Raw genomic sequence first — 25932 nt, 5'->3', positions numbered from 1 at the left:
CTGACGAGACAACAGGAGAGTCATGGGAGCCCAACTCCGGGTCTACCGCCAGCGGATTCGTTCCGCGCAGACGACCAAGAAGGTCACGCGCGCGATGGAGCTCATCTCGGCCTCGCGCATCCAGAAGGCGCAGGCCCGGATGAAGGCCTCCGGGCCGTACTCGCGTGCCATCACCCGCGCCGTGTCGGCCGTGGCGACGTTCTCGGACGTCGACCACGTGCTGACCACCGAGCCCGAGACCGTCGAGCGCGCGGCGATCGTGATCTTCACGTCCGACCGCGGCCTCAACGGTGCGTTCAGCTCGAACGTCCTCAAAGAGAGCGAGCAGCTCGCCGAGTTGCTCCGCAGCCAGGGCAAAGAGGTCGTGTACTACCTCGTGGGTCGCAAGGCGCAGGGGTACTTCGCATTCCGTCGTCGCGACTCGGAGCAGACCTGGACGGGCAACACCGACCAGCCTGAGTTCGCGACCGCGAAAGAGATCGGTGACGCCGTCGTGGCGAAGTTCCTCACCGAGGCCGCCGAAGGTGGCGTCGACGAGATCCACATCGTCTACAACCGCTTCGTCAACATGGTCAGCCAGGTCCCCGAGGTCGTTCGACTGCTTCCGCTGGAGGTCGTCGAGGGCATCGAAGAGCCGGGCGAGGACGAAGTGCTTCCGCTCTACGACTTCGAGCCCGATCCGATCGAGGTGCTCGACTCGCTTCTGCCGGTCTACATCGAGAGCCGAATCTTCAACGCCATGCTCCAGTCGGCAGCATCGGAGCACGCCGCACGCCAGAAGGCGATGAAGGCGGCGAGCGACAACGCCGACACGCTGATCCGCGACTTCACCCGCTTGGCCAACAACGCGCGCCAGGCAGAGATCACCCAGCAGATCTCCGAGATCGTCGGCGGCGCCGACGCTCTGAGTTCGGCCAAGTAGTCTCCGCACCAGTTTCACCATCCCAAGAGAGAGAAGCCATGACTGACACCGCAACCGCGCCGGTCGCGACCGAGTCGGCTCCCGGCGTCGGGCGAGTCGCCCGGGTCACGGGCCCCGTCGTCGACATCGAGTTCCCGCACGATGCCATCCCCGGCATCTACAACGCGCTGACCACGACCATCACCATCGGCGAGACGACGTCGCAGCTGACGCTCGAGGTCGCGCAGCACCTGGGTGACGACCTCGTCCGGGCCATCGCGCTCAAGCCGACCGACGGACTCGTCCGCGGTCAGGACGTCATCGACACCGGTGCGCCGATCTCGGTGCCCGTGGGCGACGTCACCAAGGGCAAGGTCTTCAGCGTCACGGGCGAGATCCTGAACCTCGAGGGCAACGAGCAGATCGAGATCACGGAGCGCTGGCCGATCCACCGCAAGCCCCCGGCATTCGACCAGCTCGAGTCGAAGACGCAGCTCTTCGAGACCGGCATCAAGTCGATCGACCTCCTGACGCCGTACGTGCAGGGTGGAAAGATCGGTCTCTTCGGTGGTGCGGGCGTCGGCAAGACGGTCCTCATCCAGGAGATGATCCAGCGCGTGGCGCAGGATCACGGTGGTGTGTCGGTCTTCGCCGGTGTCGGCGAGCGAACGCGTGAGGGAAACGACCTCATCGGCGAGATGGAAGAAGCGGGTGTCTTCGACAAGACCGCCCTCGTCTTCGGCCAGATGGACGAGCCGCCGGGAACCCGTCTGCGCGTCGCCCTGTCGGCTCTGACCATGGCGGAGTACTTCCGTGATGTGCAGAAGCAGGACGTGTTGCTCTTCATCGACAACATCTTCCGCTTCACGCAGGCCGGCTCCGAGGTCTCGACCCTCCTCGGTCGCATGCCCTCGGCCGTGGGTTACCAGCCGAACCTCGCCGACGAGATGGGTGTTCTGCAAGAGCGCATCACCTCGACGCGTGGCCACTCGATCACGTCGCTCCAGGCCATCTACGTCCCGGCCGACGACTACACCGACCCGGCCCCGGCCACCACGTTCGCGCACCTCGACGCGACGACCGAGCTCTCCCGCGAGATCGCGTCGCAGGGCCTCTACCCCGCGATCGACCCGCTGACGTCGACCAGCCGCATCCTCGACCCCCGTTACCTGGGCGAGGCGCACTACAACACGGCCATCCGCGTCAAGGCGATCCTGCAGAAGAACAAAGAGCTGCAGGAGATCATCGCCATCCTCGGTGTCGACGAGCTGTCGGAAGAAGACAAGATCACGGTCGCCCGTGCGCGTCGCATCCAGCAGTTCCTGTCGCAGAACACCTACATGGCGAAGAAGTTCACCGGTGTCGAGGGTTCGACCGTTCCGCTCAAGGACACGATCGAGTCGTTCACAGCCATCGCCGACGGCGAGTTCGACCACGTCGCGACGCAGGCCTTCTTCAACGTCGGCTCCATCTCGGACGTCGAAGAGAAGTGGGCTCAGATCCAGAAGGAGAACGGCTGATCGTGGCTGCTCTCACCGTGAGCGTCGTCTCGGCCGACCACGAAGTGTGGTCGGGCGAGGCCCGTTCGATCGTCGCCCGAACCACCGAGGGTGAGATCGGCATCTACCCGGGACACGAGCCGTTGCTCGCGATCCTCGGTGCCGGTCAGGTGCGTGTCCGACTCGATGACGGCACGTCCGTCGAGGCGTCGGCCGAAGACGGGTTCCTCTCCGTCGAGAACGACGTCGTCACGGTCGTTGCGCGCAACGCGCAGCTGGCCTGACGACCCGCACCGCACCTCCTGAACCATCCATGCTGTTCCTGCTGCCCCCGTCCGAGACGAAACTCGGCGGGGGCAGTGTCGGTTCGCGGCTCGATCTCGGCAGCCTCGCCTTCCCGGAGCTGACGTCGGCCCGGTCCGAGCTCGTGCGTCGAGTGGCGGAGCTCGGGTCCGATGTCGAGGCCTCTCGGGTGGCGCTCAAACTCGGGCCCCGGCAGGACGCCGAGATCGAGCGCAATCGTGATGTCCTGGTCTCCGCGACCCGGCCCGCGCTGACACGGTACACCGGGGTCCTCTTCGACCCGATCGGCGCGAGCGCACTGTCCTCCGAGGCGTGGGCGTACGCCGCTCGTCATCTCGTCGTCCACTCGGCTCTGTTCGGTCTCGTCTCGGCGGGCGACGCGATACCGGCCTATCGGTTGTCGCACGACTCCCGGGTGCCCGGCCTCTCGCTGAAGGCGTTCTGGCGACCGGTCATCGAACCGGTGCTGGCCTCCCGGTCCGAGTTCGTCCTCGACCTGCGGTCGGAGGGCTACGCGGCGCTCGGGCCGCTCGGTGGTGTCTCGACGCGCTACCTCCGGGTCGTCTCGGACGAAGGTGGACGCCGTCGTGCGCTGAACCACTTCAACAAGAAATCCAAGGGGCTCCTCGTTCGCGCGCTGCTCGACGACCGACCGGCGCTCACCGATCTCGACGACCTCGTGACCTGGGCATCCCACCGCGGCATCCGACTCGACGTGGGCGACGAGATCACTCTCGTCTCGGAGTCCGTGCTCGAGTCGGTCTGACGTCCGTCGCTCAGTCCACCGGCATGGGACCCGAGCGGTAGACGATGCCCTCGTGCCCCAGCAACCACTGCTTCGTGGGGATGCCGCTGCCGATGGTGTAGCCCGTCACGCCACCGGTGCGTCCGAGTACTCGATGGCACGGGACGAGCAGCGGTAGCGGATTCGCCGCGATGGCACCACCGACGGCCCGGCCCGCCTGCGGACGGCCGATGGCCGCGGCGATGAGGCCATAGGTGGTCGATCGCCCGAATGCGAGTTGCTGCAGAGCGGCCCAGACCGATCGTTGGAAGGGCGTCCCTTCGAGTCGGAGCGGCAGCTCGAATTCGCGACGCACTCCCGCGAAGTAGTCCTGGAGCTGGCGGCGCGCGGCGTGGACCAGCTCGTCGGGCGTCTCATCCCTGTCGTCATGGGGGAGGTGGTGGTCGCGTTCGACGGCGAGGGCCACGATCGCGTCGTGACGGCTGACGACCTCGATGCGTCCGAGGGGTGAGTCGAATCGGATCAGACCGTCGACGTCGTCGGGGCCGCCGGGAGGGAGCGGGGGCACGAGATCCAGAGACGTCATGTCGCGACCATACGGAGTCCCCTCGGGACGGTCTTCTCGGTCGCAGGGCGGTTGTGGACAAGTCGTTCGACGGGCCTGCGGGGGAGGAGTGGTGGCCGCTAGCGTGGACGGATGCAGACGAACCCCTCGAATGCCCCGGCCGGAGACGGGAGGCCGCCAGCCGAACGCCCCGAGACGGACGTCGATGTCGACGACACGATCATCATGCGGCGCGGGACGGCGCCGAGCACTCCTGGACACGTGTCCGCCGAGCCAGACGATCTGGCCGACACCGTCCTCGTCGAGCGGGCGGCGGCTCCTCGCCCGCCGCTCGCGGACGCCGTGGAGGACACCGTCGTGGGCGGTGCTCGTCCGCGGGCCGGTCTCTCGAGCCGACCCGTGCCTCCCGCAGTTCCCGTCGTGCCCGCGGCCGTGGAGCGCGTGCACGCCGTCCGGGTCGGAACGGTCGTCCACGCGCTGGAGGCGCCACTCATCATCGGACGCCGTCCGAGCGGGCCGCGGATCATCAGCGGCGCCGTGCCCCGACTCGTGACCGTCGCGTCTCCGACGGGCGAGGTCTCGAGCACGCACGTCGACATCCGACACGAGGGCGCATCGGTCGTCGTCACGGATCTGCGCTCGACGAACGGTACGGTAGTGGCCATGCCCGGGCGAGCACCCGTGAGGTTGCGGCAGGGAGAATCCGTCGTCGCGCTGGCGGGCAGCCTCGTGGACATCGGGGACGGGAATGTCCTCGAGATCCTGCCACCCCAGCGCATCACCTTCCAGGAAGAGCCCCACCCGTGACTCAATTCGGCACCCCGACGACCGCCTACGCCCTCACCTCCGGCGACAGCCCGGTGACGTTGGACTGGGCGGGCGCGACCGACGTCGGTCGCCGCCGCGCCCACAACGAGGACAGCTTCATCGCAGAGGCCCCGTTCTTCGTGGTCGCCGACGGCATGGGCGGCCACAGCGCGGGTGACGTCGCCAGCGACGCCGTCGTGCGGCGGCTGCGCGAGGCCGGCCAGACCACCCCGGTCGTCACACCGTCGCTCGTCGAACGCGCTCTGCAGGAGGCCACCGAGGACATCATGACGGCCGCGAAGGACAGCGAGCTGGGGGCGGGCACGACGGTCACGGGTGCGTTCCTCACCACGGAGGAGACCGGCGAGGTCGTCTTCACGGTGTTCAACGTCGGGGACTCGCGCGTGTACCTGCTCGACGGCGGGGTGCTCCGGCAGGTCACGGTGGACCACTCCGTGGTCCAGGAGATGGTGGATGCGGGGCTCCTGCACCCGGACGACATGGAGCGCCACCCCGACAGCAACGTCATCACGCGCGCCGTCGGTTTCGACGCGGACCCGCAACCCGACTACTGGAGGCTTCCTGCGACGGACGGGATGCGCCTCCTCGTCTGCTCGGACGGGCTCACGAAAGAGCTCGCGCCGGTGCACATCGCGGCGATCCTCGGAGCTGTGGGGGAGACGGCCGAGGCCGCGACGGCCCTGGTCGACGCCGCCGTGGAGGCGGGTGGCCGTGACAACGTGACGGCCGTCGTCGTCGACGTCCGGGGTACAGGTCATGTCGGTGATGGGGCCGAGCGCGGGGCTGACACACACGACTGACGCGGGGATTCGACTCGACTCCTCCCCCGAAGTGGGGGCAGTCGAGTTGTCCCCCTGAGTCACCGGTCGGGGGGCATGGCTGAATGCGCCCCGCCTACAATGGCACGACGGATATCAGGCCGATAGACGCTCCGACACGAGCGGGGGCGAGTGCAGGAGGAGGCGACGTGGCACGACGACTGCCGTCCCAGCCGCCCGTGCTGCCCGGGTTCTCGCACGTGCACGTCCTCGGGTCCGGCGGTTTCGCCGATGTCTTCCTGTACGAGCAGAACATGCCCCGGCGCCAGGTCGCCGTGAAGGTCATGTTGAGCGAGGTCGTCAACGACTCGGTTCGCCAGATGTTCCAGGCCGAGGCCAACCTCATGGCCCAGCTGAGCGGGCACCCGTCCATCCTCACGGTCTTCCAGGCGAGCGTCTCGGCCGATGGTCGCCCGTATCTGGTCATGGAGCTCTGCTCGTCGTCGTTGAGCGAGCGTTATCGGCGTGAGCGCATCCCCGTGGCGGACGTCCTGCGGGTGGGGGTCAAGATCGGCAGTGCCGTCGAGACGGCCCATCGCCAGGGCGTGCTGCACCGCGACATCAAGCCGTCGAACATCCTGATGACCGCCTACGGCCATCCGGTCCTCTCCGACTTCGGCATCGCCTCCTCCCTCAGCGAGAGCGAGCCCAGCGAAGTCGTCGGCATGTCGATTCCCTGGTCGGCACCCGAGGTGCTGCTCGACGAGACCAACGGCTCCATCGAGTCCGAGGTCTGGTCCCTGGGGGCCACCGTCTACTCCCTGCTCGCCGGGCGCAGCCCCTTCGAGATCCTGGGCAGCGACAAGAACGGCGCGTCCGATCTGATCGGGCGAATCGACAAGGCGAAATTGGCGCCGACCGGCCGCACCGATGTCCCGGCGAGCCTCGAGCGCGTGCTGGCGAAAGCCATGTCCCGACGTCCCGAGAACCGGCAGTCGAGCGTGCTCGAGCTGATCCGCGAGCTGCAGCAGATCGAGAGCGAGATCGGGGTCGCGCAGACCGCCATCGAGGTCGCCGTCGACGACTGGGCCCTGGCCACGGTCGCCGACCTCGAAGACCGCACGCGCATCCGGGGTGCGTCCTCGGCCGAGACGTCTCGTCGTCGCCGTCGTCGAGGGCGGGTCACCCAGGCCCAGGCGAATGCCGTCCACGGAACGGACGACCTGCGTCAGAGTCGGGCGATCCCGCGCAGCACCGGGGCCCGTCCGAAGCCACGCAGCAAGGGCATGATCCTCTTCATCTGGTCGATGGTGGCGGCGGCGGTCGTGGTGATCGCACTCGGCGCGACGGCCACCCTCGTGCTGATCCGTGCCACCTCGACCGAGATCCCGCAGGTGACCAACATCGCGTCGACGACGTCGGGCTCGACGGTCGAGTTCTCGTGGTCGGACCCAGGGCTCCGTTCCGGCGACTCGTACGTGATCTCGACCGGGGTCGACACGAGCATCCAGACCAGTGGTCGGTTCACCGTCGACGCGGCTGACGGCGAACAGGTGTGCATCACGGTCCGCGTCAATCGCGCCGGCAAGACGGGCCCGAGCAGCTCCGAGTCGTGCGCGACGGCGGGGGCCGGCTGATGACGCGACTCTGGGGGTGGGTGCGCGGTCATCGTTCGGCTGCGGCGTCCGCGCTGACGCTCGTGGTGGTCGGCGCGCTGGTGGCGACCGTCGCCGTCGTGAGCACCGGCTACGAGGCCCAGCGTCTCGATCTGGACGACGGCACCGTCTGGGTCGCGAACGGCAGCAGGACTGCCATCGGCCGGGCCAATACCGACATCCTCCAGTTGAACTCCGCGGTGCGGAGCACGGGCGGCGATCTGTCGATCTCCCAGAACGGTCGCGACGTCCTGCTCGTCGACCGCAGCAACGCCACGGTCGGCATCGTCGATCCCGCGACCGCGGCCGTCAGCGAGAGCGTGCCGCTGCCTCCGAACGCGCCCGATGTCCTGCTCGCGGGCGATCGTGCCGTCGTGGTCTCGGGCGGCACCGGAGAACTCTGGCAGATGGCCGTCGGCGACCTCTCCTCCTTCAGTGCCGAGTCCGATCCTGATCTGAGTCTGGGCGCCGACGCCGTGACCGACGTCGCAGCCGACGGCACGCTCACGGTCTACTCGCACGACTCGGGCGAGGTCAGCCGCATCGACCCGTCGGCCTTCGTGGTCGCGTCCTCGGCGAAGGTGAGTCTCCCGAAGGGGGGCGACTACCAGGTGGCCAGCATCGGGTCGCACTGGGCCGCCCTCGACACGACGGCCGGCTCGCTCGTCGTCGACGGCTCCAAGGTCGATCTCTCCGACCTCACGGCCGGCGGTCTCGCCCTCCAGCGGTCGAGCGAGGGCGGCGACGGAGTCCTCGTCGCGACGTCCACGGGTCTTCTCTCGGTGCCGTTCTCCGGCGGCGATCCCGAGACGGTGGTCGACGGTCGGGCGGGGCTGCCCGTCCGTCCCGTGGTCGTGGGCGATTGCCGCTACGCCGCGTGGGCCGGGGGCTCCGCCTGGAGCGACTGCTCGTCGGCGCGTGCGGGTGTCATGCCGCTCGAGTCCGTCCCCGCCAGCGCCCGACTCACCTTCGACGTGAACGGCTCGCGGGTCGTGCTGAACGATCCCTCGGGCGGCAAGTCGTGGGCCGTGCAGCGGTCGGGTCAGCTGATCGACAACTGGAACGACCTGATCGTCGAAGACAAGCAGCAGGAGCAGCAGGAGCAGAACACCGACGAGGTGCCCCCCGAGCTCGATCCCGACCAGAAGCCCCCGGTCGCGGTCGACGACCAGCTGGGTGCCCGTCCGGGCCGGGCGAGCACGCTGTCCGTCCTGCTGAACGACTACGACCCGAACGGCGATCCCATCGCCATCGACGACGTGACACCGCTCGACGAGGCCACCGGGCGTCTCGACGTCATCAACGACAAACAACAGCTCCTGCTCACCCTTACCGAGGAGGCGTCGGGCACGTTCTCCTTCCAGTACACGATCACCGATGGTCGGGGCGGGAGCGCGACCGCCACCGTGACGATCACGGTCCGGACGCCCGGCGAGAACAGTCCACCGATGCAGGTCCGCTCGACCAAGGCGACCGTCTCGTCGTCCGGCCGCGTGACGACCCGGGTCCTCGGGGACTGGGTCGACCCCGACGGAGACGCGTTCTATCTGACGAGCGCCACGGGCGACGGCGTCTCGTACAAACCCGACGGCGCCGTCGTCTACCAGGACGCGGGGCTCGGCGACGCGACCGTCGACGTGCCGTTGGTCGTCTCCGACGGTCAGGCCGAAGGGCGCGGGTCGCTCTCGATCGCCGTCACGGGCGCCGGCAACACGCCGCTCACCGCAGCGTCCTTCACCGTGAGCGCCTACGCGGGCCGTCAGATCACCATCCGCCCGATGTCCTATGTGACGGGCGGCTCGGGCGTCGTCAAGCTGAACAGCGTGCCGGCGAAGAGCGGCGCCACCATCACACCAAGCTACGAGACGGGCACGTTCCGTTTCGCGAGCGACGAGGTACGGACGCACAACCTCGAGTACACGGTGACGGACGGCGACCAGACGGCCACCGGAACCATCAGGGTCGACGTCCAAGCGCCTCCGGACGTCAACACGCCTCCGATCACGACCCCGAAGACCGCCTTCGTGAAGACGCTGACGAGCGAGACGCTCGACGTCACGGCGACGGACAAGGACCCGGCCGGCAACGTCCTGCTCGTGACCGCCACCTCCGACGTGCCCGTCGCGAGCGGAGTGCGGGTCGAGATCCTGGAACAGCGCTACCTGCGCATCACCCTGACGGCGCCGCTCGACGCCGGCCCGGTCGTCTTCAGCTACACGGTCACCAACGGCCTTGCCTCGGCGCAGGGAACCGTCACGGTCATCGAGATCCCTCGCCCGTCGACGATCCAGCCTCCGATCGCCACCGACGACCAGGTCACCGTGCGTGTCGGAGACGCGATCGACATCGACGTGCTCGCGAACGACGAGCAGCCCGACGGCTACGACATCACCCTGGTGCCCGAGCTGACGCAGAACGTGCCGTCCGACGGCGGCCTGCTGTTCGTCTCGGGCACGAAGCTCAGGTACCTCGCGCCGAAGTCGCCCGGCAACTTCACGGCGTCGTACTCGATCCAGGGGCCGGACGGTCAACGGGCGACCGCCCAGGTCGCCATCGCGGTGCGCGAGGTCGACGCCGCGACGAACAATCCGCCGGTCCCCGAGACGGTGACGGCCCGCGTGGTGGCCGGCGAGACGGTCCGGATCTCGATACCCCTCGACGGCATCGACCCCGACGGCGACTCCGTCCAGCTGCTCGGCGTGGGCACGAACCCCGAGAAGGGCAACGTCTCGAACGTCGGCGTCGACTACCTCGAGTACCAGGCCGGTAACTACCAGGCGGGCACCGACACGTTCACGTACACCGTGGTCGACGGCATCGGCGCCCGGGCGACCGGCACGATCCGCGTCGGGATCTCGTCGCGGGCCGAGGGGTCGCGAAACCCCATCGCGGTGGCCGACGACGTCACGATGCGCCCGGGTGGGACGATCTCGGTGCGCGTGCTCGACAACGACTCCGACCCCGACGGCGGTTCCCTCTCGGTCACGAAGGTCGAGCCGAACGCCCCCGGCATCACCGCGAAGATCGTCGCGGGCACGATCGTCCGTGTCACGCCGCCCGACAAGCCCGGCGACTACGGACTCGTCTACACCGTCGAGAACGCCCGGGGCGGGGCGAGCTCGAGCTACATCACGGTACACGTCGACCCCGATGCGCCCCTCAACTACCCCGTCGCCGACGACACCGTGCTCGACCTCCGCGACATCCTGAACAAGAAGACGGTCGACGTCGACGTGCTGTCCAACGTGTTCTTCGCCGACGGCGACGTGTCGCAGCTCGGACTCGGTGTGCAGCCGGGATACGGGTCGACGGCTTCCGCGACGCCCGAGCGCAAGATCAGGGTCCAGATCACCAACGCGAGCCAGATCATCCCGTTCTACGTGTCCCACCCGGACGACTCATCGGTCAAGGCGTACGCGTTCATCCGAGTCCCCGGCTACGACGACGCTCTCCCTCAGCTCGACAAGACGGCGAAACCGCTGAGCGTGATCAGTGGTGAGACCCTGTCCATCGACCTCAACCGCTATGTCGTCTCGGTCGGGACGAACGGGGTGCGACTCACCGACAGCGGCTCGGTCCGGGCGACGCATTCCAACGGAGCGAACCTGGTCAAGGATTCATCGACGCTCGAGTTCACGTCGGCCGACCTCTACTTCGGCTCGGCCTCCATCTCGTTCGAGGTGACGGACGGCACATCGGCGGACGACCCGAACGGTCGCAAGGCGACCCTCGTGCTCCCGATCAAGGTCACGCCGCGCGACAACCAGCCGCCCGTGTTCAACGGCACCTCGCTCGACCTCGAGCCGGGAGAATCCCGCACCGTCGATCTCACCCGTCTCACGACCTACCCGTACCCCGACGATCTCGGCGAGCTGAAGTTCGCCGTCGAGAGCGCCTCCGTCCCGGGGTTCACGTACTCGGTCGCGGGGCAGCAGCTCACGGTGACCGTCGATGCGGGGACGCCCAAGGGCACGAGCCGCACACTCGCCATGGGCGTGAGCGACGCGACGGCCCAGGGGCAGAGCGGCGCGGTGCGGCTCGCGGTCGTCGCCTCGACACGACCTCTGGCCCAACCCGTGGCCGACAAGGCCGTGACGAAGCGGGGCCAGACGACGCAGATCGACGTCCTCCAGAACGATCAGGCGACCAATCCCTTCCCCGGGCAGCCGCTGAAGGTCGTCGCCATCCGAGGCCTGAACGGCGGGGGAGTCCCGCCCGGCGTCAGCATCACCCCGAGTGCCGACAACCGCACCCTGAGCGTGAGCGTCGCCAGTAACGCGCAGCCCGTCGATACGAACCTGCAGTACCAGGTGCAGGACGTCACGGGCGACCCGGAGCGCGCCGTGTGGGGCAACGTCACCATCTCGGTGCAGGACGTGCCGACAGCCATCCCGGGGCAGGCCACCCGCGCCAACTCGGGTGGGCTCCAACAGGGACAGGTCACGTTGCAGTTCCAGCCGGCGTCCGCCAACAACTCGCCGATCACGAACTACCGCGTCATCAGCGCCTCCAACGGCGGCTACTCGTTCGACTGCGGCACCGCGACCGTATGCCCGCTCGGCGGACTCGTCGAGGGCAAGACCTACGTGTTCCAGGTCATCGCGACGAACGCCATCGGCGACGGCCCGGCAGCGGGGGACAGCCCGGCACTCAGCGCCGATTACATCCCCGCGGCGCCGACGGGAGTCTCCGCGGTGCCGACGACGGGGGTCTCCGGCAGCATCGACGTGGCGTGGGCGCCGGTGGCGATGTCCAAGGGCAGCCCGGTCCAGGCGTACATCGTCGAGATCGCCGGACAGCAGCCTCGTCGCTATGCCGCGGATCAGACCCGTGCGACGATCCCCGGTCTCGCGGACGACACCGACTACACGCTCACCGTCTACGCGACCAATGCCGCGCAGGTGCGCGCCGACGGCAGCGAATGGCAGCGGAGTGCCGCCGTGATGGTGCGTCCCGCGGGACCGCCGGCGAGCACCGGCATACCGAGCGTCAGTCGTTCGGGCAACACGGTGACCGTCGACTGGAGCGCGACCTTCCGGGCGAACGGCAAGCCGATCCAGAACTACTACGCCACGTCCAGCGCGTCGAGCAACAGCGCCTCCTGCTCCGCCTCCGGACAGTTCCAAGACGGCGGGACGACGTCGAAGAGCACGGGCACCGGCACGTCGACGACGTTCTCGGTCGACAGCTCGTCCACGTACACCTATCAGGTGTTCGCCTTCAATGGGCAGGGCTGCACCGCGAGTTCTCCGGCGCAGCTGACCACCCCGCCGGCGACCGTCGACACCGCGACGTTCAGCGGGGCGGACCAGTCGGGCGACGGCACCTACGACGTCCGCACGACGAAGCTGTCTGCAGGCGGGAAGGAGTACGGGGCGTTCCAGTACGAACTCCGCGTCGGCAACAACGTGCTCGGCTCGGGCTCCGGGGCACCCGGCGACTATCTCCAGGCCGCCAATGGGGCGCACTACGGTCAGGCCATGCAGGCACGGTACAAGGCGTGCGACACGGTCGGCGGATCTCCGCAGTGTTCCGAGTCGTGGTCGCAGTGGTTCACGGTGTCGGCCGTGGCGGTCAACCTCAACGTCGGCAACCCGACCTACGTGCCCGACGGCTCCACTCCGCTCACCAAGGGGTCGTGGACGTTCTCCGCCACTGCAGCCCCCGCTTACTCGAGCCGCCAGGCCAGCTGCGGGTCCGCCGACCCGGCTGACGTCAAGACGGGCCAGAACACCTGCGACTGGTCATTCGAGACCGGTGGCTCGGCGAACCTCGTCATCGTCGTCAAGGCGAACGGTGCCGATTACAAGAAGACCTATTCCGCCCTCCTCAATTGACGCGAACCGTCGACGAACAAGAGAGACACGACACACATGACCATGACTCCCGAGCAGGCCACCTGGTTCTCGGACATCTTCGGACGCCTGGTCGCCAACGTCGACCAGGTGCTGCTGGGCAAGACGTTCGTGGTGCGGTTGTCGTTCACGGCGCTGCTGAGCGAGGGGCACCTCCTGCTCGAGGACTACCCGGGGACGGGTAAGACGTCGTTGGCCCGGGCCGTCGCGCAGAGTGTGCAGGGCTCCAGCAGTCGCGTGCAGTTCACGCCCGACCTGCTGCCCGGCGACATCACGGGTGTCAGCATCTACGACCAGAAGCTCGGGGAGTTCGAGTTCCACCGTGGCCCGATCTTCTCGAACATCGTCCTCGCCGACGAGATCAACCGGGCCAGCCCGAAGACCCAGTCGGCCCTGCTCGAAGTCATGGAGGAGGGGCGCGTCACCGTCGACGGCATCAGCCACGACGCGGGAACGCCGTTCATGGTGATCGCGACGCAGAACCCGGTCGAGCAGGCGGGCACCTACCGGTTGCCCGAGGCGCAGCTCGACCGCTTCATCATGAAGACGTCGATCGGATACCCCGACCATGCCGCAACGGTCCGCATCCTCGAGGGTGCCGCCACGCGGGTGCACGAGGGCAGCCTGAACCCGATCGTGCAGGCGGGTGTCGTCACCGAGATGGCCCAGCTCGCCCGCACGGTCCACGTCGAGCCGTCCATCGCCGACTACGTCGCCCGTCTGGTCGAAGGCACGCGGACGGCGACCGAGGTCCGACTCGGCGTCAGCGTCCGTGGTGCCCTCGCGCTCATCCGCACCGCCAAGACCTATGCGGCGTCGCTCGGACGTCACTACGTCGTGCCGGACGACGTCAAGGTGCTCGCCGAGCCCGTCCTCGCCCACCGTCTCGTGCTCGACCCCGAAGCCGAGTTCGACGGTGTCACGCCCTCGAGCATCATCAGCCAGCTCCTCATCGAGACGCCGCCGCCGGCTGAACGGGTCGCCGTGTGAGCACGTCGCCGCCCCGCATGAAGAGCCACCCCGAGGGGCCGAAGAAGCCGCCCCGGGGCCGGACGACAGGGTCGTCGAGTCAGACCAGGACGGGCCGCACCCGAGGAGGCGCGACGCGGCCTGGCGACGCCCGTTTCGACTCGGCGTTCGAGACCGGTACTCAAGGCCTGACGAACGCCCGCACGCGGATCGTCGGCGACCGCACCGGATTCGTCGCCGACGTGATGGTCTTCGGCGTGCGCTCCTGGCGCATCGGGCGACGTGTCCTGGGGCGAGGATTCGAGGCCGCCTCCGGTGTCATCAGGCCCCTCGGCTGGGCCATGTTGATCGTCGCGCCGGTCGGACTCGTCGTCGGCTACCTGCTCGGCTGGCTTGAGCTGGCCGTGATCGGCTTCGCGGCGGTCGTCCTGCTCGTCGTGGCCGCCCTGGCCCTGATCGGGCGGAACGCGTTCCGTGTCTCGCTGGACGTGCCGCACGATCGTGTCACCGTGGGCGAACCCGCGTCGGGCCGCGTCGTCGTCGCGAATCCCACGCGTCGCCGCATCCTCGGTGTCTCGGTCGAGGTGCCGGTCGGGCCGGGCGTCGCGGAGATCAACCTCCCGGGTCTCCGGGGCGGGGACGAGGTGTCGGACGAATTCGCCGTCCCGACGACCAAGCGCGGCGTCATCCGGGTCGGCCCGGTCAGGACGGTCCGTGGCGACCCGATCGGTCTTGTCCGTCGAGAGCTCGAATGGACCGGCGTGACGGAGCTCTTCGTCCACCCGAGAACCATCGGTATCCCGAGCACGAGCACAGGGCTGATCCGCGACCTCGAGGGTAACCCGACTCGCGACCTGTCTCCGAGTGACATCTCGTTCCACGCGCTGCGCGAATACCAGCCGGGCGACGAGCGACGCAACATCCACTGGAAGTCGACCGCCAAGACGGGCACGTACATGGTGCGCCAGTTCGAGGAGAGCCGGCGGAGTCACCTCGTCATCGCCCTCAGCCTCGCCAACGCCGACTTCGCCACGGAGGACGAGTTCGAGCTCGCGGTCAGCGTCACCGGGTCGCTCGGCGCCCGGGCGATCCGCGACGCGCGCGAGGTGAGCGTCGTCGTCAGCGAGAAGACGCCCGAGTTCGCCAAACGCAAGATCTTCGCGATCAAGACGCTCAGCACGCTCACGCGGAGCCGGCTCCTCGACGACCTCGCCGTCGTCGAGTACGCCGAGTCCGCCCTGGCGATCACGGACGTCGCCCGGGTCGCGGGCGATCAGGTGTCGGGTATCTCGGTCGCGTTCCTCGTCGTCGGATCCACCACCTCCTTGACGGAGATGCGTGCCGCGGCGATGCAGTTCCCGCTCGGGGTCGAGGCGATCGCCATCGTCTGCGATCCGGAGGCGGTACCCGGTATGACGCGGATCTCCGATCTGACCGTGCTCACGGTGGGGTACCTCGAAGACCTCCAGAAGTCACTCGCCCGGGCGGCCGCCGTATGACGGCCGTGGCGGGGGAGCGCAGGCAGGCGACGGAGCGGCGGCGCAGGTCACCAGGACGCGAGGCGCGCCCGTCCTTCATTGCCGCGTCCGTAGCAGGGTTCGTCCTGATGGTCGCGGTCGCGGCGGTGCCGTTCTGGCCCGTCTACGCGAGTGCCGAGTTCGTCGTGCTCGTCGTGGTGACCCTCGTGGTCGGCGCGGCGATCTCGGTCGCGGGCGCCGTGCTCCGGCTGAGCAGTTTCACCGTTCTCCTCACGACCCTCGTGGCGTACGTCATCCTCGGCGTGCCCCTGGCCATCCCGTCCCGGGCCCTGTTCGGGGCGTTGCCGACCCTCGACGGGCTCCGCGAGCTCCTCGTGGGCACAGCTCTCAGCTGGACGCAGCTCGTGACCGTCACGCTGCCCGTCGGCAGCTACCAGTCCCTCCTCGTCCCGGTCTTCGTCCTGGTGCTCGTCGGCACCGTCGTCGGGCTCAGCGTCGCCCTCCGGTCGCGCCGTGGGGAGCTCGCGGTCATCCCGCCGATCGTGGTGTTCGTCGCGGGCATCGTCCTGGGTCCCGCCGAGCCGACCCTGCCGGTCGCGAGCGGACTCGGCCTGCTCGTGGTCACGACCGGCTGGCTCGTGTGGTGGCGTCTGCGCCGACGCCGGCTCGCCATCGAGGCTCTCGGGGGCGCCGTCTCGTCGCGCGGCCTCGGACACGGGACGGTGGCTCTGCGGGCGGTGGTGGGTTCGACCATCACGCTCGCCATCGCCGGAGCCGCCGCCTTCGGGGCGGTCTCCGTACTGCCGCCCTCCACCGACCGCATCGTCGCGCGGACGGTGATCGAGCAGCCCTTCGACCCGCGTGACTACGTCAGTCCGCTGACCAGGTTCCGGGCTTACGAACAGCAGCCGACCGTCGACGAGACCCTCTTCTCGGTGACCGGCCTGCGTGAGGGCCAGAAGATCCGGCTCGCGACCCTCGACACCTACGACGGGGTGTCGTACACCGTGGGCAGCCGCTCGGTGACGAGCGAGTCCGGTTCGTTCGATCGCGTCCCCTCGATCGTCGACCAATCGGGGGTCGACGGGACGCAGACGAGTCTCGACGTGTCGGTCGGTGCGTACGACGGCGTGTGGCTTCCGACGGTCGGCAAGCTCGAGGACATCGCATTCGCCGGCCCCACGGCAGCGGCGCGGCGCGACTCCTTCTTCTACAACGACACGAGCGGGACGGCGGCCGTGATCGGCGGGGTCTCCCGAGGTGACGCCTATCGGATCGACGCGGTCGAACCGAGCCAACCCGACGAGTCCGCTCTCGGGGGCCTCACCCCGGGCGACGCGACGGTGCCGGCGCCCGAGTCCGTTCCCGATGCTCTCGTGACGGCGCTCGACGCGTACACCGAGGGGGTGACGGGGCCGGGCGCTCGTCTCGAGGCCGCGCTGGCCGGGCTCCGGAGCAACGGCTACATCAGCCATGGTGTCTCGGCGGACGAGCCCGTCAGCCGCTCCGGGCACGGCGCGGATCGCATCGCTCAGCTCTTCACCGACCCCCTGATGATCGGAGATGCCGAGCAGTACGCGACGGCGGCCGCGCTGATGGCCGACCGCCTCGGCTTCCCGGCGCGTGTCGTCATGGGTTTCGCTCCCGCGGAGGGCACGGCGGGCGGGTCGGTCGAGGTCACCGGCAAGGACGTCACGGCGTGGATCGAGGTCGACACGTCCCGGTACGGCTGGGTGGCGCTCGACCCGAATCCGGAGGAACGGCCGATCCCCGAAGACCAGCTGCAGGAACCCAGCCAGATCTCTCGCCCCGAATCGGTCGTCCAGCCCCCGCCGCAGGAGCCGCAGATCCGTGACGAGCAGGCGCCTCCGCAGACCGAGCAGGATTCCCCGGATGCACCACCGGCCTGGCTCGCCATCGTCCTGCTCGTCGGGCGCATCGTCGGTTGGGTCGCCGCCGCCCTGGGAGTCCTGGCGGCCCCGTTCATCGTCATCGCGGCCGTCAAAGCGCGACGGCGGAGGCGCCGGAGACGGCTCACCGAGCCCGGGGCACGCATCACGGCAGGCTGGCAGGAGTTCGCCGACTCCGTCGCCGATCACGGGATCGAGACGCCTCGATCGGCCACTCGCAGCGAGATCGCGGCGGTCGTCGGCGGTGCCCGTCCGGGTGTGCTGGCGCGCGTTGCCGACCGGGCCGTCTTCTCGCCGACGCCACCGCCGGCGGCCGACGCCGATCGCGTCTGGCAGGCCGTCGGTGAGATGCGCAAGTCGCTCGACACGGGGTTGAGCCGATGGCAACGGTTCAAGGCGGCGGTCTCGCTGCGTTCGCTCCGCGGATACCATGGCGGGATACGTTCCGAGCGTTAGAGGTCTCCTGAGATGTTCTGCCCCAACTGCTCCAGCCCGCTCCCGGCCGGTGCGATGTTCTGTGGCGAGTGCGGCCGCGCCGTGACGAGTGCCGACATCGCCGCCCAGCGTGCGACCGAGACTCCGGCCGCGGACGGCGACGGCGGGACGACCCCAGGTGCGTCACCGGCGTGGCAGCTCCGTCAACCTCCGCGCCCCACGCAGCGCGAGGGCGAGCCGTGGTGGGTGCGCGGTCGTGACGTCGTCGAGGGGGTCCCGAACCCCGACGACGGAGGCGGGTCGGCCGCGTCCGCGCCCGCTGCCCGACCGACGGCGACCCCGCCCGCGTGGGCCGACGACCCCTACCAGCGATTCCACAAGGCAACCGGATCGGCACCGGTCCCCGTGGTCGCGCAACCTGAGACCCCGTCCCCGCCGGCCCCCGAGGTGCCAGCAGCCGAGGCTCGCCCCGCCGCGCCTGCGGCGCCTGTAGTACCGGCCGCGCCTGCGCCGCCCGCACCGCCTGCGCCGCCCGCCGCGCCCGCGACGCCCACGCCCCTCCGCAGCCCCGACCGTCACGGAGAGAACGGCCCCCGGCCCACGTCCGTGCCGTTGTGGACGGCATCCCTCACGCCGATCACCGATACGCCGCCGATCGCCGACGTGCCGCCGGTGGACTCGGCGACGTCGGAGGCGGTCGACGAGAGTCTCGTCCCGTCGACGGCCGGCGATGAGCCTGCTCGAAGCATGCAGGCGGACGATGCGCCGAAGGAGGGCGACACGGCCACGATCATGCCCGTGGAACGTCGGGGCTCCGACGGCGAGTCGCGTCGTCCGGGCTCGAACGACGAACCGCGTGTGAACGACTCGATCGTCGTCCCTGACGGCTCGTCCGAGGATGTGCCGTCCTCGGTCGCCTCGCCCGCCGATCTCCTTCCCGTCGTCCCGCCGACGGTGGCCGACACGGCGCGCGCCGACGGTGCGGACCAGGGCGCGTCGAACACGGAAGCCGACCGGCCCGTGCCCCTGGTCGAACCGGGGACGCAGAGGCTCGTCGAGCGATGCACCTCGTGCGGTGCCGAGGTCGGTGAGGACGACATCTTCTGCGGTGAATGCGGCGCCGTCGTCCAGTCGGTCGCCCTGTCGTTCACGGGCCCCGTCACGCCGCTTCCGCCCGAGTGGCGACCCGAGACGCCCGCGCCGGACTCGCCCGCGCCGGACTCGTCCACGCCGGGCTCGTCCTCGTCGAGTTCGTCCTCTTCGGGCCCGTCGGCGTCGGAGAGGTCGTCCGAGTCCTCGGACAAGACCCCCGACGTCCCGACACCCGTCGAGCCTTCCGCGCCGGTCGACCCCCCGGTCGCTCCCCGGCACGCCTCCGAGCCCGCTCGGGGCGAGACGCCGGCCGCCGAGCGCCGCCCCGTCCCGTCCGACGAGCCGATCCGCTCCGTGCCCGGTGTGACCGGTGTCGCCGCGGGCTCGAGCGATGGTGTCCCCGTCGCGCCGGTCGCACCGATGCCCCCGTCGCCGCCGCGCGCGTGGGGCGCCGGGCTCGGGACACCGGTCAAGGCGCAGGACGACGACGTGGACGAGACACGAATCGTCCGCCGGGCGCCGGTCGGAGTCAGCTACGGCCTCCAGTTCAGTACCGGTGAGAGCGTCACCGTCGACGGAACCGGCCTGGTCGGTCGGGCTCCGACGGCGCAGCCGGGGGAGCGGTTCGACCTTCTCGTGCGCATCGTCGATCCGGGCAAGTCGGTCTCGAAGACGCATCTCGAGTTCGGCCAGGAGAACGGCTCACTGTGGATCAGCGATCGGTGGTCGGGCAACGGCACCGTCGTGCGCGATCAGCAGCACGGTGTCCGTCGGGTCGAGCCGGGCACGCGCGTCCACGTCACGCGGGGGTCCCGGGTCGAGATCGGCGAGCAGTTCATCATCGTCACCTGACGGCGACACGACACGGTCGGAGGTCGCTCACACCCCGCTCGTCGTCCACCGACGACGGGGGTCCGGTGCTCTCATGTCGGCCCGTCCGCTTCGCTGGGGTCATGACGTCTCCGACCTGGCGAGTGACCCTCCCCGTCCCGCCGACCGACCGCGCACCTCAGCGGCTGCCGGGGTGGGCGGCCGTCATCCCCGGTGTGCTGTCTGTCGTCGCCCTGGTCATGTCGGGTGTCGTGCCGGCTCTCCTCGTCGCCGCCGTCGTGCCTGCTCTCTGGGTCACCCAGGGAGCGACCGCGCAGCTGGTCGGTAGCCGTCGCCAGCGACGTGAGCTCGACAGGTTCGAGTCCGAGCTCGCGTCCGCGGAGGCGGCTCTGCTGTCGTGCCAGACCGCCGAGCGACGTGAGCTCGAGGCGCACTTCCCCCGCTCGTCCGCTGCCGGGGCGAGCGGGCGGGCCGCGACGACCGGTGTCCTCGTCCTCGGGCGAGGGCGCGTGGCCAGCTCCGTCGTCGTCGACGGTGCGGAGGCACAGGCCGATCCGAGGGCGACCGATCGGTTGCGAGCTGTGAGGCGCCGTGCCCAGACGCTCGACCACGGGCCGCTCTGTGTCTCCGCATCGACGCCGGTCCTCGTCATCGGCCCGGGTGTCGTCGCCCGGTCGGTGGCCGCCGGTCTCCGCCGTCAGCTCCGGGGCGGCACGGCCGATCCCGCCTCGCTCGTCCGCGTGACCGAGACGGTGCCACGGCCGGCTCCGCCCGTCGGGGTCGTCATCGTCGTCCGGCCCGACGGCACGGCGTCGGTGACGAGCCGCGACGGCGTCGCCTGCGACGTCGCGCTCGACGTGTCCTTCGTGTCCCTCGCCGACGAGGCGTGACCGGGCGTCAGGAGGCGCGGGTCGGCCCCGCCTGGACGCCGGCACCCAGCCGAATACGTCCGACCGTCACGCCACCGCCGAGCACGCGCTCCGTGGTCTGCTCGACCACGCGATCCACCGCCGCCGCGTCGACCACGCCCTGTTCGCGGAGGAGGTGCAGGGCCACCAGGGTGGCGGCGCGCAGATTGCCGTCGAGCACCTTGACGGCGGTCGCGACGCCGCCGGTGGTGCCCATGACCATGACGCCCTCGGCGCCGAGCTTGGCGAAGACGCCGAGCTCGTCGATGGTCACCGTGTTGGCCCGCCCCGGGCCGTCGAGGGCCCACGCGTCCGCCAGGACCGCGTCGACCAGGCGACCGGCGTCGATGTCGGCTCGCGGGCCGATCGAGGAGGCAGCCGAGTCACCCGAACCCGCCGAACCCGAGCCAGCCGAACCCGACACCGTGCCGATGGCCCGCGCGAGTCCGACGAGCGTGGTCGCGAACACCGGCGCGCCACAGCCGTCGACTCCTGCGTGATCGGCGATCTCGCCCGTGAACTCGCCGACGGTCTCGCGGATGGCTCGCTGCAGCGGGTGATCCAGTGAGACGTACGTGTGCGGGTCCCAGCCGTTGGTCGCGCAGGCGAGCAGGAACGACGCATGCTTGCCGGAGCAATTCATGGCCATCCGTCTGGCGCCCTCCGCTCGTCTCGCGCTGCCGCGGTCGCCGGGCCAGTCGGGCGGGCAGAGCAGATCGTCCTCCGTGCTGCCCGAGCGTTCGAGCACCTCCGCGACGACGGCCTGGTGGGCGTCGGTCCCGGCGTGGCTGGCGGTGGCGAGCACGGCCTGCGGCCCGGCCAGATCCACCCCCGAGCGCAGCACCGTGATCGCCTGCAACGGCTTGAGGCACGAGCGCGGATAGATCGAGGCGTCGATGTCGCCCAGGGCGCGCAGCACCGTGCCGGACTGGTCGACGACGACGCCCGCGCCGATGTGTCGGCTCTCGTCGAGCCCCGATCGCTCGAGGACGGCGAGCTCGACGCTCCCGTCGACGGTCAGGGGGTGGCGTTCGGTACCGGGTGTCGAAAGGCTGTGCTGGTCGGACATGATGGGGAGTGTATCGACCGATGAGGAGCCCCATGTTCGAGCACCACTACGCCGTCTCCGTCGACTGGACAGGCGCCCGCGGCGTCGGGACGACCTCGTATCGCGCGTACGGTCGCGATGACGTGCTGTCGGCCGAGGGCAAGCACGACATCGAGGGCTCCGCCGATCGTACCTTCCACGGCGATGCCGACCGCTGGAACCCCGAAGAGCTGTTGCTCGGTGCCCTCGCGCAGTGCCACATGCTGAGCTACCTCCACGTCGCGACGACGCTCGGAGTCGTGGTGACGGCCTACACCGACTCCGCCGTCGGCACGATGGAGCAGACCGCCGACGGAGGGGGGCACTTCACGTCGGCCACGCTGCGCCCGGTCGTGACCGTGGCCGATGCGAGCATGGTCGACGCCGCCCGGGACGCGCACGCCGAGGCGAGCCGGAAGTGCTTCATCGCCGCGTCCGTGAACTTCCCGCTCGGGCACGAGCCGCGCATCGTCGTCGCCGACTGAGAGCGCGACCGCCAGCCATCCGACCGCGTGGCGGTGCCGCCCCGAGGCACGTTCCAGAGTGCATGGTGCAGACTCGTAGGGCATCCGCGGGGCCACGCCCGCGGCCGTCGGCCAGAATTCGCCCCGATCGATCGAGAGCTTCCATGCGACGCCAGTTGTCCCTCCTCGCCGTGCCCGTCCTCGTGCTCGGCCTCGCCGCGTGCACCGGTTCGGGTGCCGCCAACCCGTCGGCATCCGCCACCCCGTCTGCCGGGGCGGCCTCCTGCTCGGCGCCGAAGTCAGGAGACCTCTCCGACGCGGTGACGGTGACCGGCGACCTGGGCGCCAAGCCGACCGCCACCTTCAAGGCGCCCCTCGACCCGACGTCGTCGCAACGCACGACCGTCATCGAGGGGTCGGGGCCGAAGGCGAAGCAGGGCGACGTCGTCAACGTCTCCCTCGCGGTCTACGACGCCACGACGGGTAAGGAGCAGCAGTCCGCCGGCTACGACGGCCAGAAGCCGACGCAGCTCACCGTCAGCACCGACTACTACGTCAAGGGCATCGTCGACGCGCTCTGCGGTGCCGCCGAGGGGTCGCGCACCGTGACGGTCGCGACCGCCGCCGACATGACGACGTCCACGAACGCGACGTCCGGCACGGTCGTGCCGGTGGTCATCGTCGCCGACATCGTCTCGATCGTCCCGCAGCGTGCCACCGGTGTCGACCAGCCTGCCCAGGACGGGTTCCCGACCGTGAAGCTCGCCGACGACGGCCAGCCGACGGTGACCGTCCCGAAGACCGATCCGCCCGCCGACCTCAAGATCGAGGTACTCAAGAAGGGCGACGGCGAGGTCGTGCCCGACCCCGCGAACGTCACGGTCCAGTACCAAGGCGTCAACTGGCGCACCGGCAAGGTGTTCGACCAGAGCTGGGGCAAGGGGCAGCTGACACCGTTCTCGACCGATCAGGTCGTCAGCGGGTTCGCCAAGGCCATGATCGGTCAGACCGTCGGTTCGCAGGTCGTCGTGATCATCCCGCCGAGCGAGGGTTACGGCGAGGCCGGGCAGCCGTCCGCCGGCATCGAGGGCACCGACACGCTCGTGTTCGTGATCGACATCCTGGCCATCGGCTGATGCGCCGGGTGACGGTCCTCGGTTCGACGGGGTCGATCGGCGTCCAGGCACTCGACGTCATCCGGGCGAACCCCGACCTCTTCGAGGTGGTGGGCCTGTCGGCCGGCTCGAACCGGGAGCTGATCACCCGCCAGGCCGAGGAGTTCGGCGTCGAGCACGTCGCCCTCGGCACCGACGAGTCGGTCGAGCTCGTGCGAGACGTGCATGCCGACGTCGTGCTCAACGGCATCACCGGCTCGGTCGGGCTCGGTCCCACGCTGGCGGCGCTCGAGTCGGGGGCGATGCTCGCCCTCGCCAACAAAGAGAGCCTGATCGTCGGCGGCGACCTCGTGAAGCGTGCCGCGGCGCCCGGGCAGCTCGTGCCGGTCGACTCCGAGCACTCGGCCATCGCGCAGGCTCTGCGATCGGGGTCGGAGCGCGAGGTCCGTCGACTCGTGCTCACCGCCTCCGGAGGGCCGTTCCGTGGTCGCACCCGCGCGTCGCTCCGCGACGTGACACCGGCCGAGGCGCTGGCGCACCCGACCTGGGACATGGGTCTCGTCGTCACGACGAACTCGTCGACCCTCGTGAACAAGGGTCTCGAGGTGATCGAGGCGCATCTGCTGTTCGACGTCGACTACGACGACATCGACGTGACGGTGCACCCGCAGTCGATCGTGCACTCGATGGTCGAGTTCGTCGACGGATCGACCATCGCGCAGGCATCGCCGCCCGACATGCGCCTGCCGATCTCGCTCGGTCTCGGCTGGCCCGACCGCGTCGCGGGCGTCGGCCGACCCCTCGACTGGACCACCGCCTCCACCTGGACGTTCGAGCCCCTCGACACCGAGGCCTTCCCGTCGGTCGACGTGGCCAAGCAGGTCGGTCGTGCCGGCGGGACATACCCCGCCGTGTTCAACGCGGCCAACGAGCAGGCCGTGTGGGCGTTCCACGAGGGGCGGGTCGGCTACCTCGACATCCTCGACACGGTGCGCGCCGTCGTCGACCGGCACGAGTCGGGCCCGTCGACCCTCGACGGCGTGCTCGAGGCCGAGCGCTGGGCACGCGCCGAGGCCGACGGTCTGCTCGCAGCCCGCTCATAGCCGGCCCGGTGCGGTCTCCCCGACTCGTCGCATTACTCTTGCCGATGTGGAATCGATCCTCCTGTACATCGTCGGCATCCTGATCATGGTGATCGGGCTCGCCGCCTCGATCGCGCTGCACGAGGTCGGCCACCTGGTGCCGGCCAAGAAGTTCGGCGTCAAGGTCGGCCAGTACATGATCGGTTTCGGGCCGACGCTGTTCTCGCGCAAGAAGGGCGAGACCGAATACGGCCTCAAGGCGATCCCCCTCGGCGGCTACATCTCGATGTCGGGCATGTTCCCACCGGCCAGAGAAGGAGGCGCGGCGCGGGCCGCGAGCACCGGCTTCTTCCAGACGCTGGTCCAGGACGCCCGCCAGGCCAGTGCCGAGACCGTGGTCGTCGGCGAGGAGGAGCGGGTCTTCTACAAGCTGCCCGTCTACAAGCGCATCATCATCATGCTCGGCGGGCCGTTCATGAACCTCGTGATCGCCGTGGTCCTGTTCACCGTGCTGCTCTGCGGCTTCGGTCAGCAGCAGTTCAGCACGACGCTCGGCAGCGTGTCCGAGTGCGTGCTGCCGGCCGGCTCCACCGAGACCTCGTGCCCGGAGGGGGCGACCCAGGCTCCCGCCTACGCCGCCGGCCTCAAGCCGGGCGACCGCATCGTGTCGATCGACGGCACGGCGATGACGAGCGGCGCCGACATCCAAGCGACGCTGCAGAAGTCCGCCTCGACGCCCCTGGACGTCGTCTACGTGCGTTCGGGCGCCACCGAGACGACGACGGTGACGCCGCTGCTGTCGAAGCGCTACGTCACCGACAGCACGAACCGCGTCGTCAACAACGCCGACGGCACCCCGAAGACGCAGGAGGTCGGCTTCGTCGGCATCGGCTTCGCCTACGAGACGGTGCAGCAGCCCGTCACCGCGGTGCTCCCGGCCGTCGGCGACAACATCGGGCACGTCGTCAACCTCATCGTGAACCTCCCGCAGCGACTCGTGGGCGTCGCGCAGGCGGCCTTCGGCGGTGGCGAGCGCGACCCGAACGGGCCGGTCAGCGTCGTGGGCGTCGGCCGCATGGCCGGCGAGATCGCCAGCCTCGACACCGTGCCCATCGTCGATCGCGCCAGCGTGCTGGTCGGTCTGCTGGCCAGCCTCAACGTGGCGCTGTTCGTGTTCAACCTGATCCCGCTCATGCCGCTCGACGGCGGTCACGTCGCCGGGGCACTGATCGAGGCCATCCGCCGCGGGTTCGCCAAGCTCTTCCGCCGGCCGGACCCGGGGCCCGTCGACACCGCGAAGGTGATCCCGCTGACCTTCGGCGTCGTGATCGTGCTCGGCGCGATGAGCGTGCTGCTGATCTACGCCGACATCGTCAACCCGATCAACATCTTCGGCTGACCCCGTCGGCCGGCTGCTCGCCTCGGCCGGCTGCCCGCGACCGGTCTGCGCAC

The 25932-nt window shown here is 69.7% G+C and carries 20 protein-coding genes and 1 pseudogene; 18 read left to right on the top strand and 3 right to left on the bottom strand.

What is annotated here, in order from left to right:
- Positions 1 to 22: 22 nt before the first annotated feature.
- From ACPEEZ_RS09010 to ACPEEZ_RS08995, 4 genes are read left to right on the top strand one after another with little or no spacing between them, the layout of a single operon-like run.
- On the top strand, positions 23 to 922 hold the full coding sequence (locus ACPEEZ_RS09010; RefSeq protein ID WP_423917713.1) for a F0F1 ATP synthase subunit gamma: 900 nt from the start codon (positions 23 to 25) through the stop codon (positions 920 to 922).
- A 38-nt stretch (positions 923 to 960) separates the two neighbouring features.
- Positions 961 to 2421 (top strand): F0F1 ATP synthase subunit beta, encoded by a 1461-nt coding sequence (gene atpD / locus ACPEEZ_RS09005; protein ID WP_423917710.1) that lies wholly within the window; start codon positions 961 to 963, stop codon positions 2419 to 2421.
- A 2-nt stretch (positions 2422 to 2423) separates the two neighbouring features.
- Positions 2424 to 2684, top strand: a complete 261-nt coding sequence (locus tag ACPEEZ_RS09000) for a F0F1 ATP synthase subunit epsilon (protein WP_423917707.1) — start codon at positions 2424 to 2426, stop codon at positions 2682 to 2684.
- A 29-nt stretch (positions 2685 to 2713) separates the two neighbouring features.
- Positions 2714 to 3469, top strand: a complete 756-nt coding sequence (locus ACPEEZ_RS08995; protein WP_423917704.1) for a YaaA family protein — start codon at positions 2714 to 2716, stop codon at positions 3467 to 3469.
- Between the two features lie 10 nt (positions 3470 to 3479).
- Here ACPEEZ_RS08995 and ACPEEZ_RS08990 read toward each other — a convergent pair whose 3' ends face one another.
- A complete protein-coding gene (locus ACPEEZ_RS08990) occupies positions 3480 to 4034 on the bottom strand; it encodes a methylated-DNA--[protein]-cysteine S-methyltransferase (protein ID WP_423917701.1) in 555 nt (184 codons plus the stop codon).
- A gap of 111 nt (positions 4035 to 4145) precedes the next feature.
- Between ACPEEZ_RS08990 and ACPEEZ_RS08985 the strand changes: the two genes are divergently transcribed.
- From ACPEEZ_RS08985 to ACPEEZ_RS08950, 8 genes and pseudogenes are all read left to right on the top strand, one after another.
- Positions 4146 to 4820 (top strand): FHA domain-containing protein, encoded by a 675-nt coding sequence (locus tag ACPEEZ_RS08985; RefSeq protein ID WP_423917699.1) that lies wholly within the window; start codon positions 4146 to 4148, stop codon positions 4818 to 4820.
- Positions 4817 to 5641, top strand: a complete 825-nt coding sequence (locus ACPEEZ_RS08980) for a PP2C family protein-serine/threonine phosphatase (protein WP_423917696.1) — start codon at positions 4817 to 4819, stop codon at positions 5639 to 5641. The genes ACPEEZ_RS08985 and ACPEEZ_RS08980 overlap by 4 nt, the downstream gene beginning before the upstream one ends.
- Positions 5642 to 5808: 167 nt before the next feature.
- The gene (locus ACPEEZ_RS08975) at positions 5809 to 7236 is read left to right on the top strand and encodes a protein kinase domain-containing protein (RefSeq protein ID WP_423917694.1); all 1428 of its coding nucleotides are present in this window, start codon (positions 5809 to 5811) and stop codon (positions 7234 to 7236) included.
- Positions 7236 to 13091, top strand: coding sequence for an Ig-like domain-containing protein (locus ACPEEZ_RS08970; RefSeq protein ID WP_423917691.1), 5856 nt, complete (start codon positions 7236 to 7238; stop codon positions 13089 to 13091). The genes ACPEEZ_RS08975 and ACPEEZ_RS08970 overlap by 1 nt, the downstream gene beginning before the upstream one ends.
- 36 nt (positions 13092 to 13127) lie before the next feature.
- Positions 13128 to 14099 (top strand): AAA family ATPase, encoded by a 972-nt coding sequence (locus ACPEEZ_RS08965; RefSeq protein WP_423917687.1) that lies wholly within the window; start codon positions 13128 to 13130, stop codon positions 14097 to 14099.
- On the top strand, positions 14096 to 15577 hold the full coding sequence (locus ACPEEZ_RS08960; RefSeq protein ID WP_423917684.1) for a DUF58 domain-containing protein: 1482 nt from the start codon (positions 14096 to 14098) through the stop codon (positions 15575 to 15577). Before ACPEEZ_RS08965 ends, ACPEEZ_RS08960 begins: the two co-directional genes overlap by 4 nt.
- 107 nt (positions 15578 to 15684) lie before the next feature.
- Positions 15685 to 17922: a transglutaminaseTgpA domain-containing protein gene (locus ACPEEZ_RS08955; RefSeq protein ID WP_423917681.1), complete on the top strand. Its 2238-nt coding sequence runs from the start codon at positions 15685 to 15687 to the stop codon at positions 17920 to 17922.
- Positions 17923 to 17934: 12 nt separating this feature from the next.
- A pseudogene (locus ACPEEZ_RS08950) lies at positions 17935 to 17997 on the top strand (zinc-ribbon domain-containing protein); the annotation flags it as partial.
- A 479-nt stretch (positions 17998 to 18476) separates the two neighbouring features.
- On the opposite strand, the gene ACPEEZ_RS08945 reads toward ACPEEZ_RS08950, so the two are convergent.
- On the bottom strand, positions 18477 to 18650 hold the full coding sequence (locus ACPEEZ_RS08945) for a hypothetical protein (RefSeq protein WP_423924364.1): 174 nt from the start codon (positions 18648 to 18650) through the stop codon (positions 18477 to 18479).
- On the opposite strand from ACPEEZ_RS08945, the gene ACPEEZ_RS08940 reads away from it, so the two are divergent.
- Complete coding sequence (locus tag ACPEEZ_RS08940) at positions 18649 to 19845, top strand: FHA domain-containing protein (protein WP_423924222.1); 1197 nt, start codon at positions 18649 to 18651, stop codon at positions 19843 to 19845. The genes ACPEEZ_RS08945 and ACPEEZ_RS08940 overlap by 2 nt on opposite strands.
- A 101-nt stretch (positions 19846 to 19946) precedes the next feature.
- Positions 19947 to 20714, top strand: coding sequence for a hypothetical protein (locus ACPEEZ_RS08935; protein ID WP_423917678.1), 768 nt, complete (start codon positions 19947 to 19949; stop codon positions 20712 to 20714).
- A gap of 7 nt (positions 20715 to 20721) precedes the next feature.
- Here the strand turns inward: ACPEEZ_RS08935 and ACPEEZ_RS08930 are convergent, their stop codons facing one another.
- Positions 20722 to 21801, bottom strand: coding sequence for an asparaginase (locus tag ACPEEZ_RS08930; protein ID WP_423917676.1), 1080 nt, complete (start codon positions 21799 to 21801; stop codon positions 20722 to 20724).
- A gap of 32 nt (positions 21802 to 21833) precedes the next feature.
- Between ACPEEZ_RS08930 and ACPEEZ_RS08925 the strand changes: the two genes are divergently transcribed.
- The 4 genes from ACPEEZ_RS08925 to ACPEEZ_RS08910 all read left to right on the top strand — a co-directional run bounded on the left by ACPEEZ_RS08925 (position 21834) and on the right by ACPEEZ_RS08910 (position 25879).
- The gene (locus ACPEEZ_RS08925) at positions 21834 to 22304 is read left to right on the top strand and encodes an OsmC family protein (RefSeq protein ID WP_423917673.1); all 471 of its coding nucleotides are present in this window, start codon (positions 21834 to 21836) and stop codon (positions 22302 to 22304) included.
- A gap of 143 nt (positions 22305 to 22447) precedes the next feature.
- Positions 22448 to 23419, top strand: coding sequence for an FKBP-type peptidyl-prolyl cis-trans isomerase (locus tag ACPEEZ_RS08920; protein ID WP_423917670.1), 972 nt, complete (start codon positions 22448 to 22450; stop codon positions 23417 to 23419).
- The gene (locus ACPEEZ_RS08915; RefSeq protein WP_423917667.1) at positions 23419 to 24501 is read left to right on the top strand and encodes a 1-deoxy-D-xylulose-5-phosphate reductoisomerase; all 1083 of its coding nucleotides are present in this window, start codon (positions 23419 to 23421) and stop codon (positions 24499 to 24501) included. Before ACPEEZ_RS08920 ends, ACPEEZ_RS08915 begins: the two co-directional genes overlap by 1 nt.
- A 46-nt stretch (positions 24502 to 24547) precedes the next feature.
- Positions 24548 to 25879, top strand: a complete 1332-nt coding sequence (locus ACPEEZ_RS08910) for a M50 family metallopeptidase (protein ID WP_423917665.1) — start codon at positions 24548 to 24550, stop codon at positions 25877 to 25879.
- Positions 25880 to 25932: the final 53 nt, after the last annotated feature.

Source organism: Frigoribacterium sp. 2-23, assembly GCF_049601585.1.
GTDB lineage: Bacteria > Actinomycetota > Actinomycetes > Actinomycetales > Microbacteriaceae > Frigoribacterium.
This window is presented reverse-complemented; position numbering and strand designations above follow the sequence as displayed.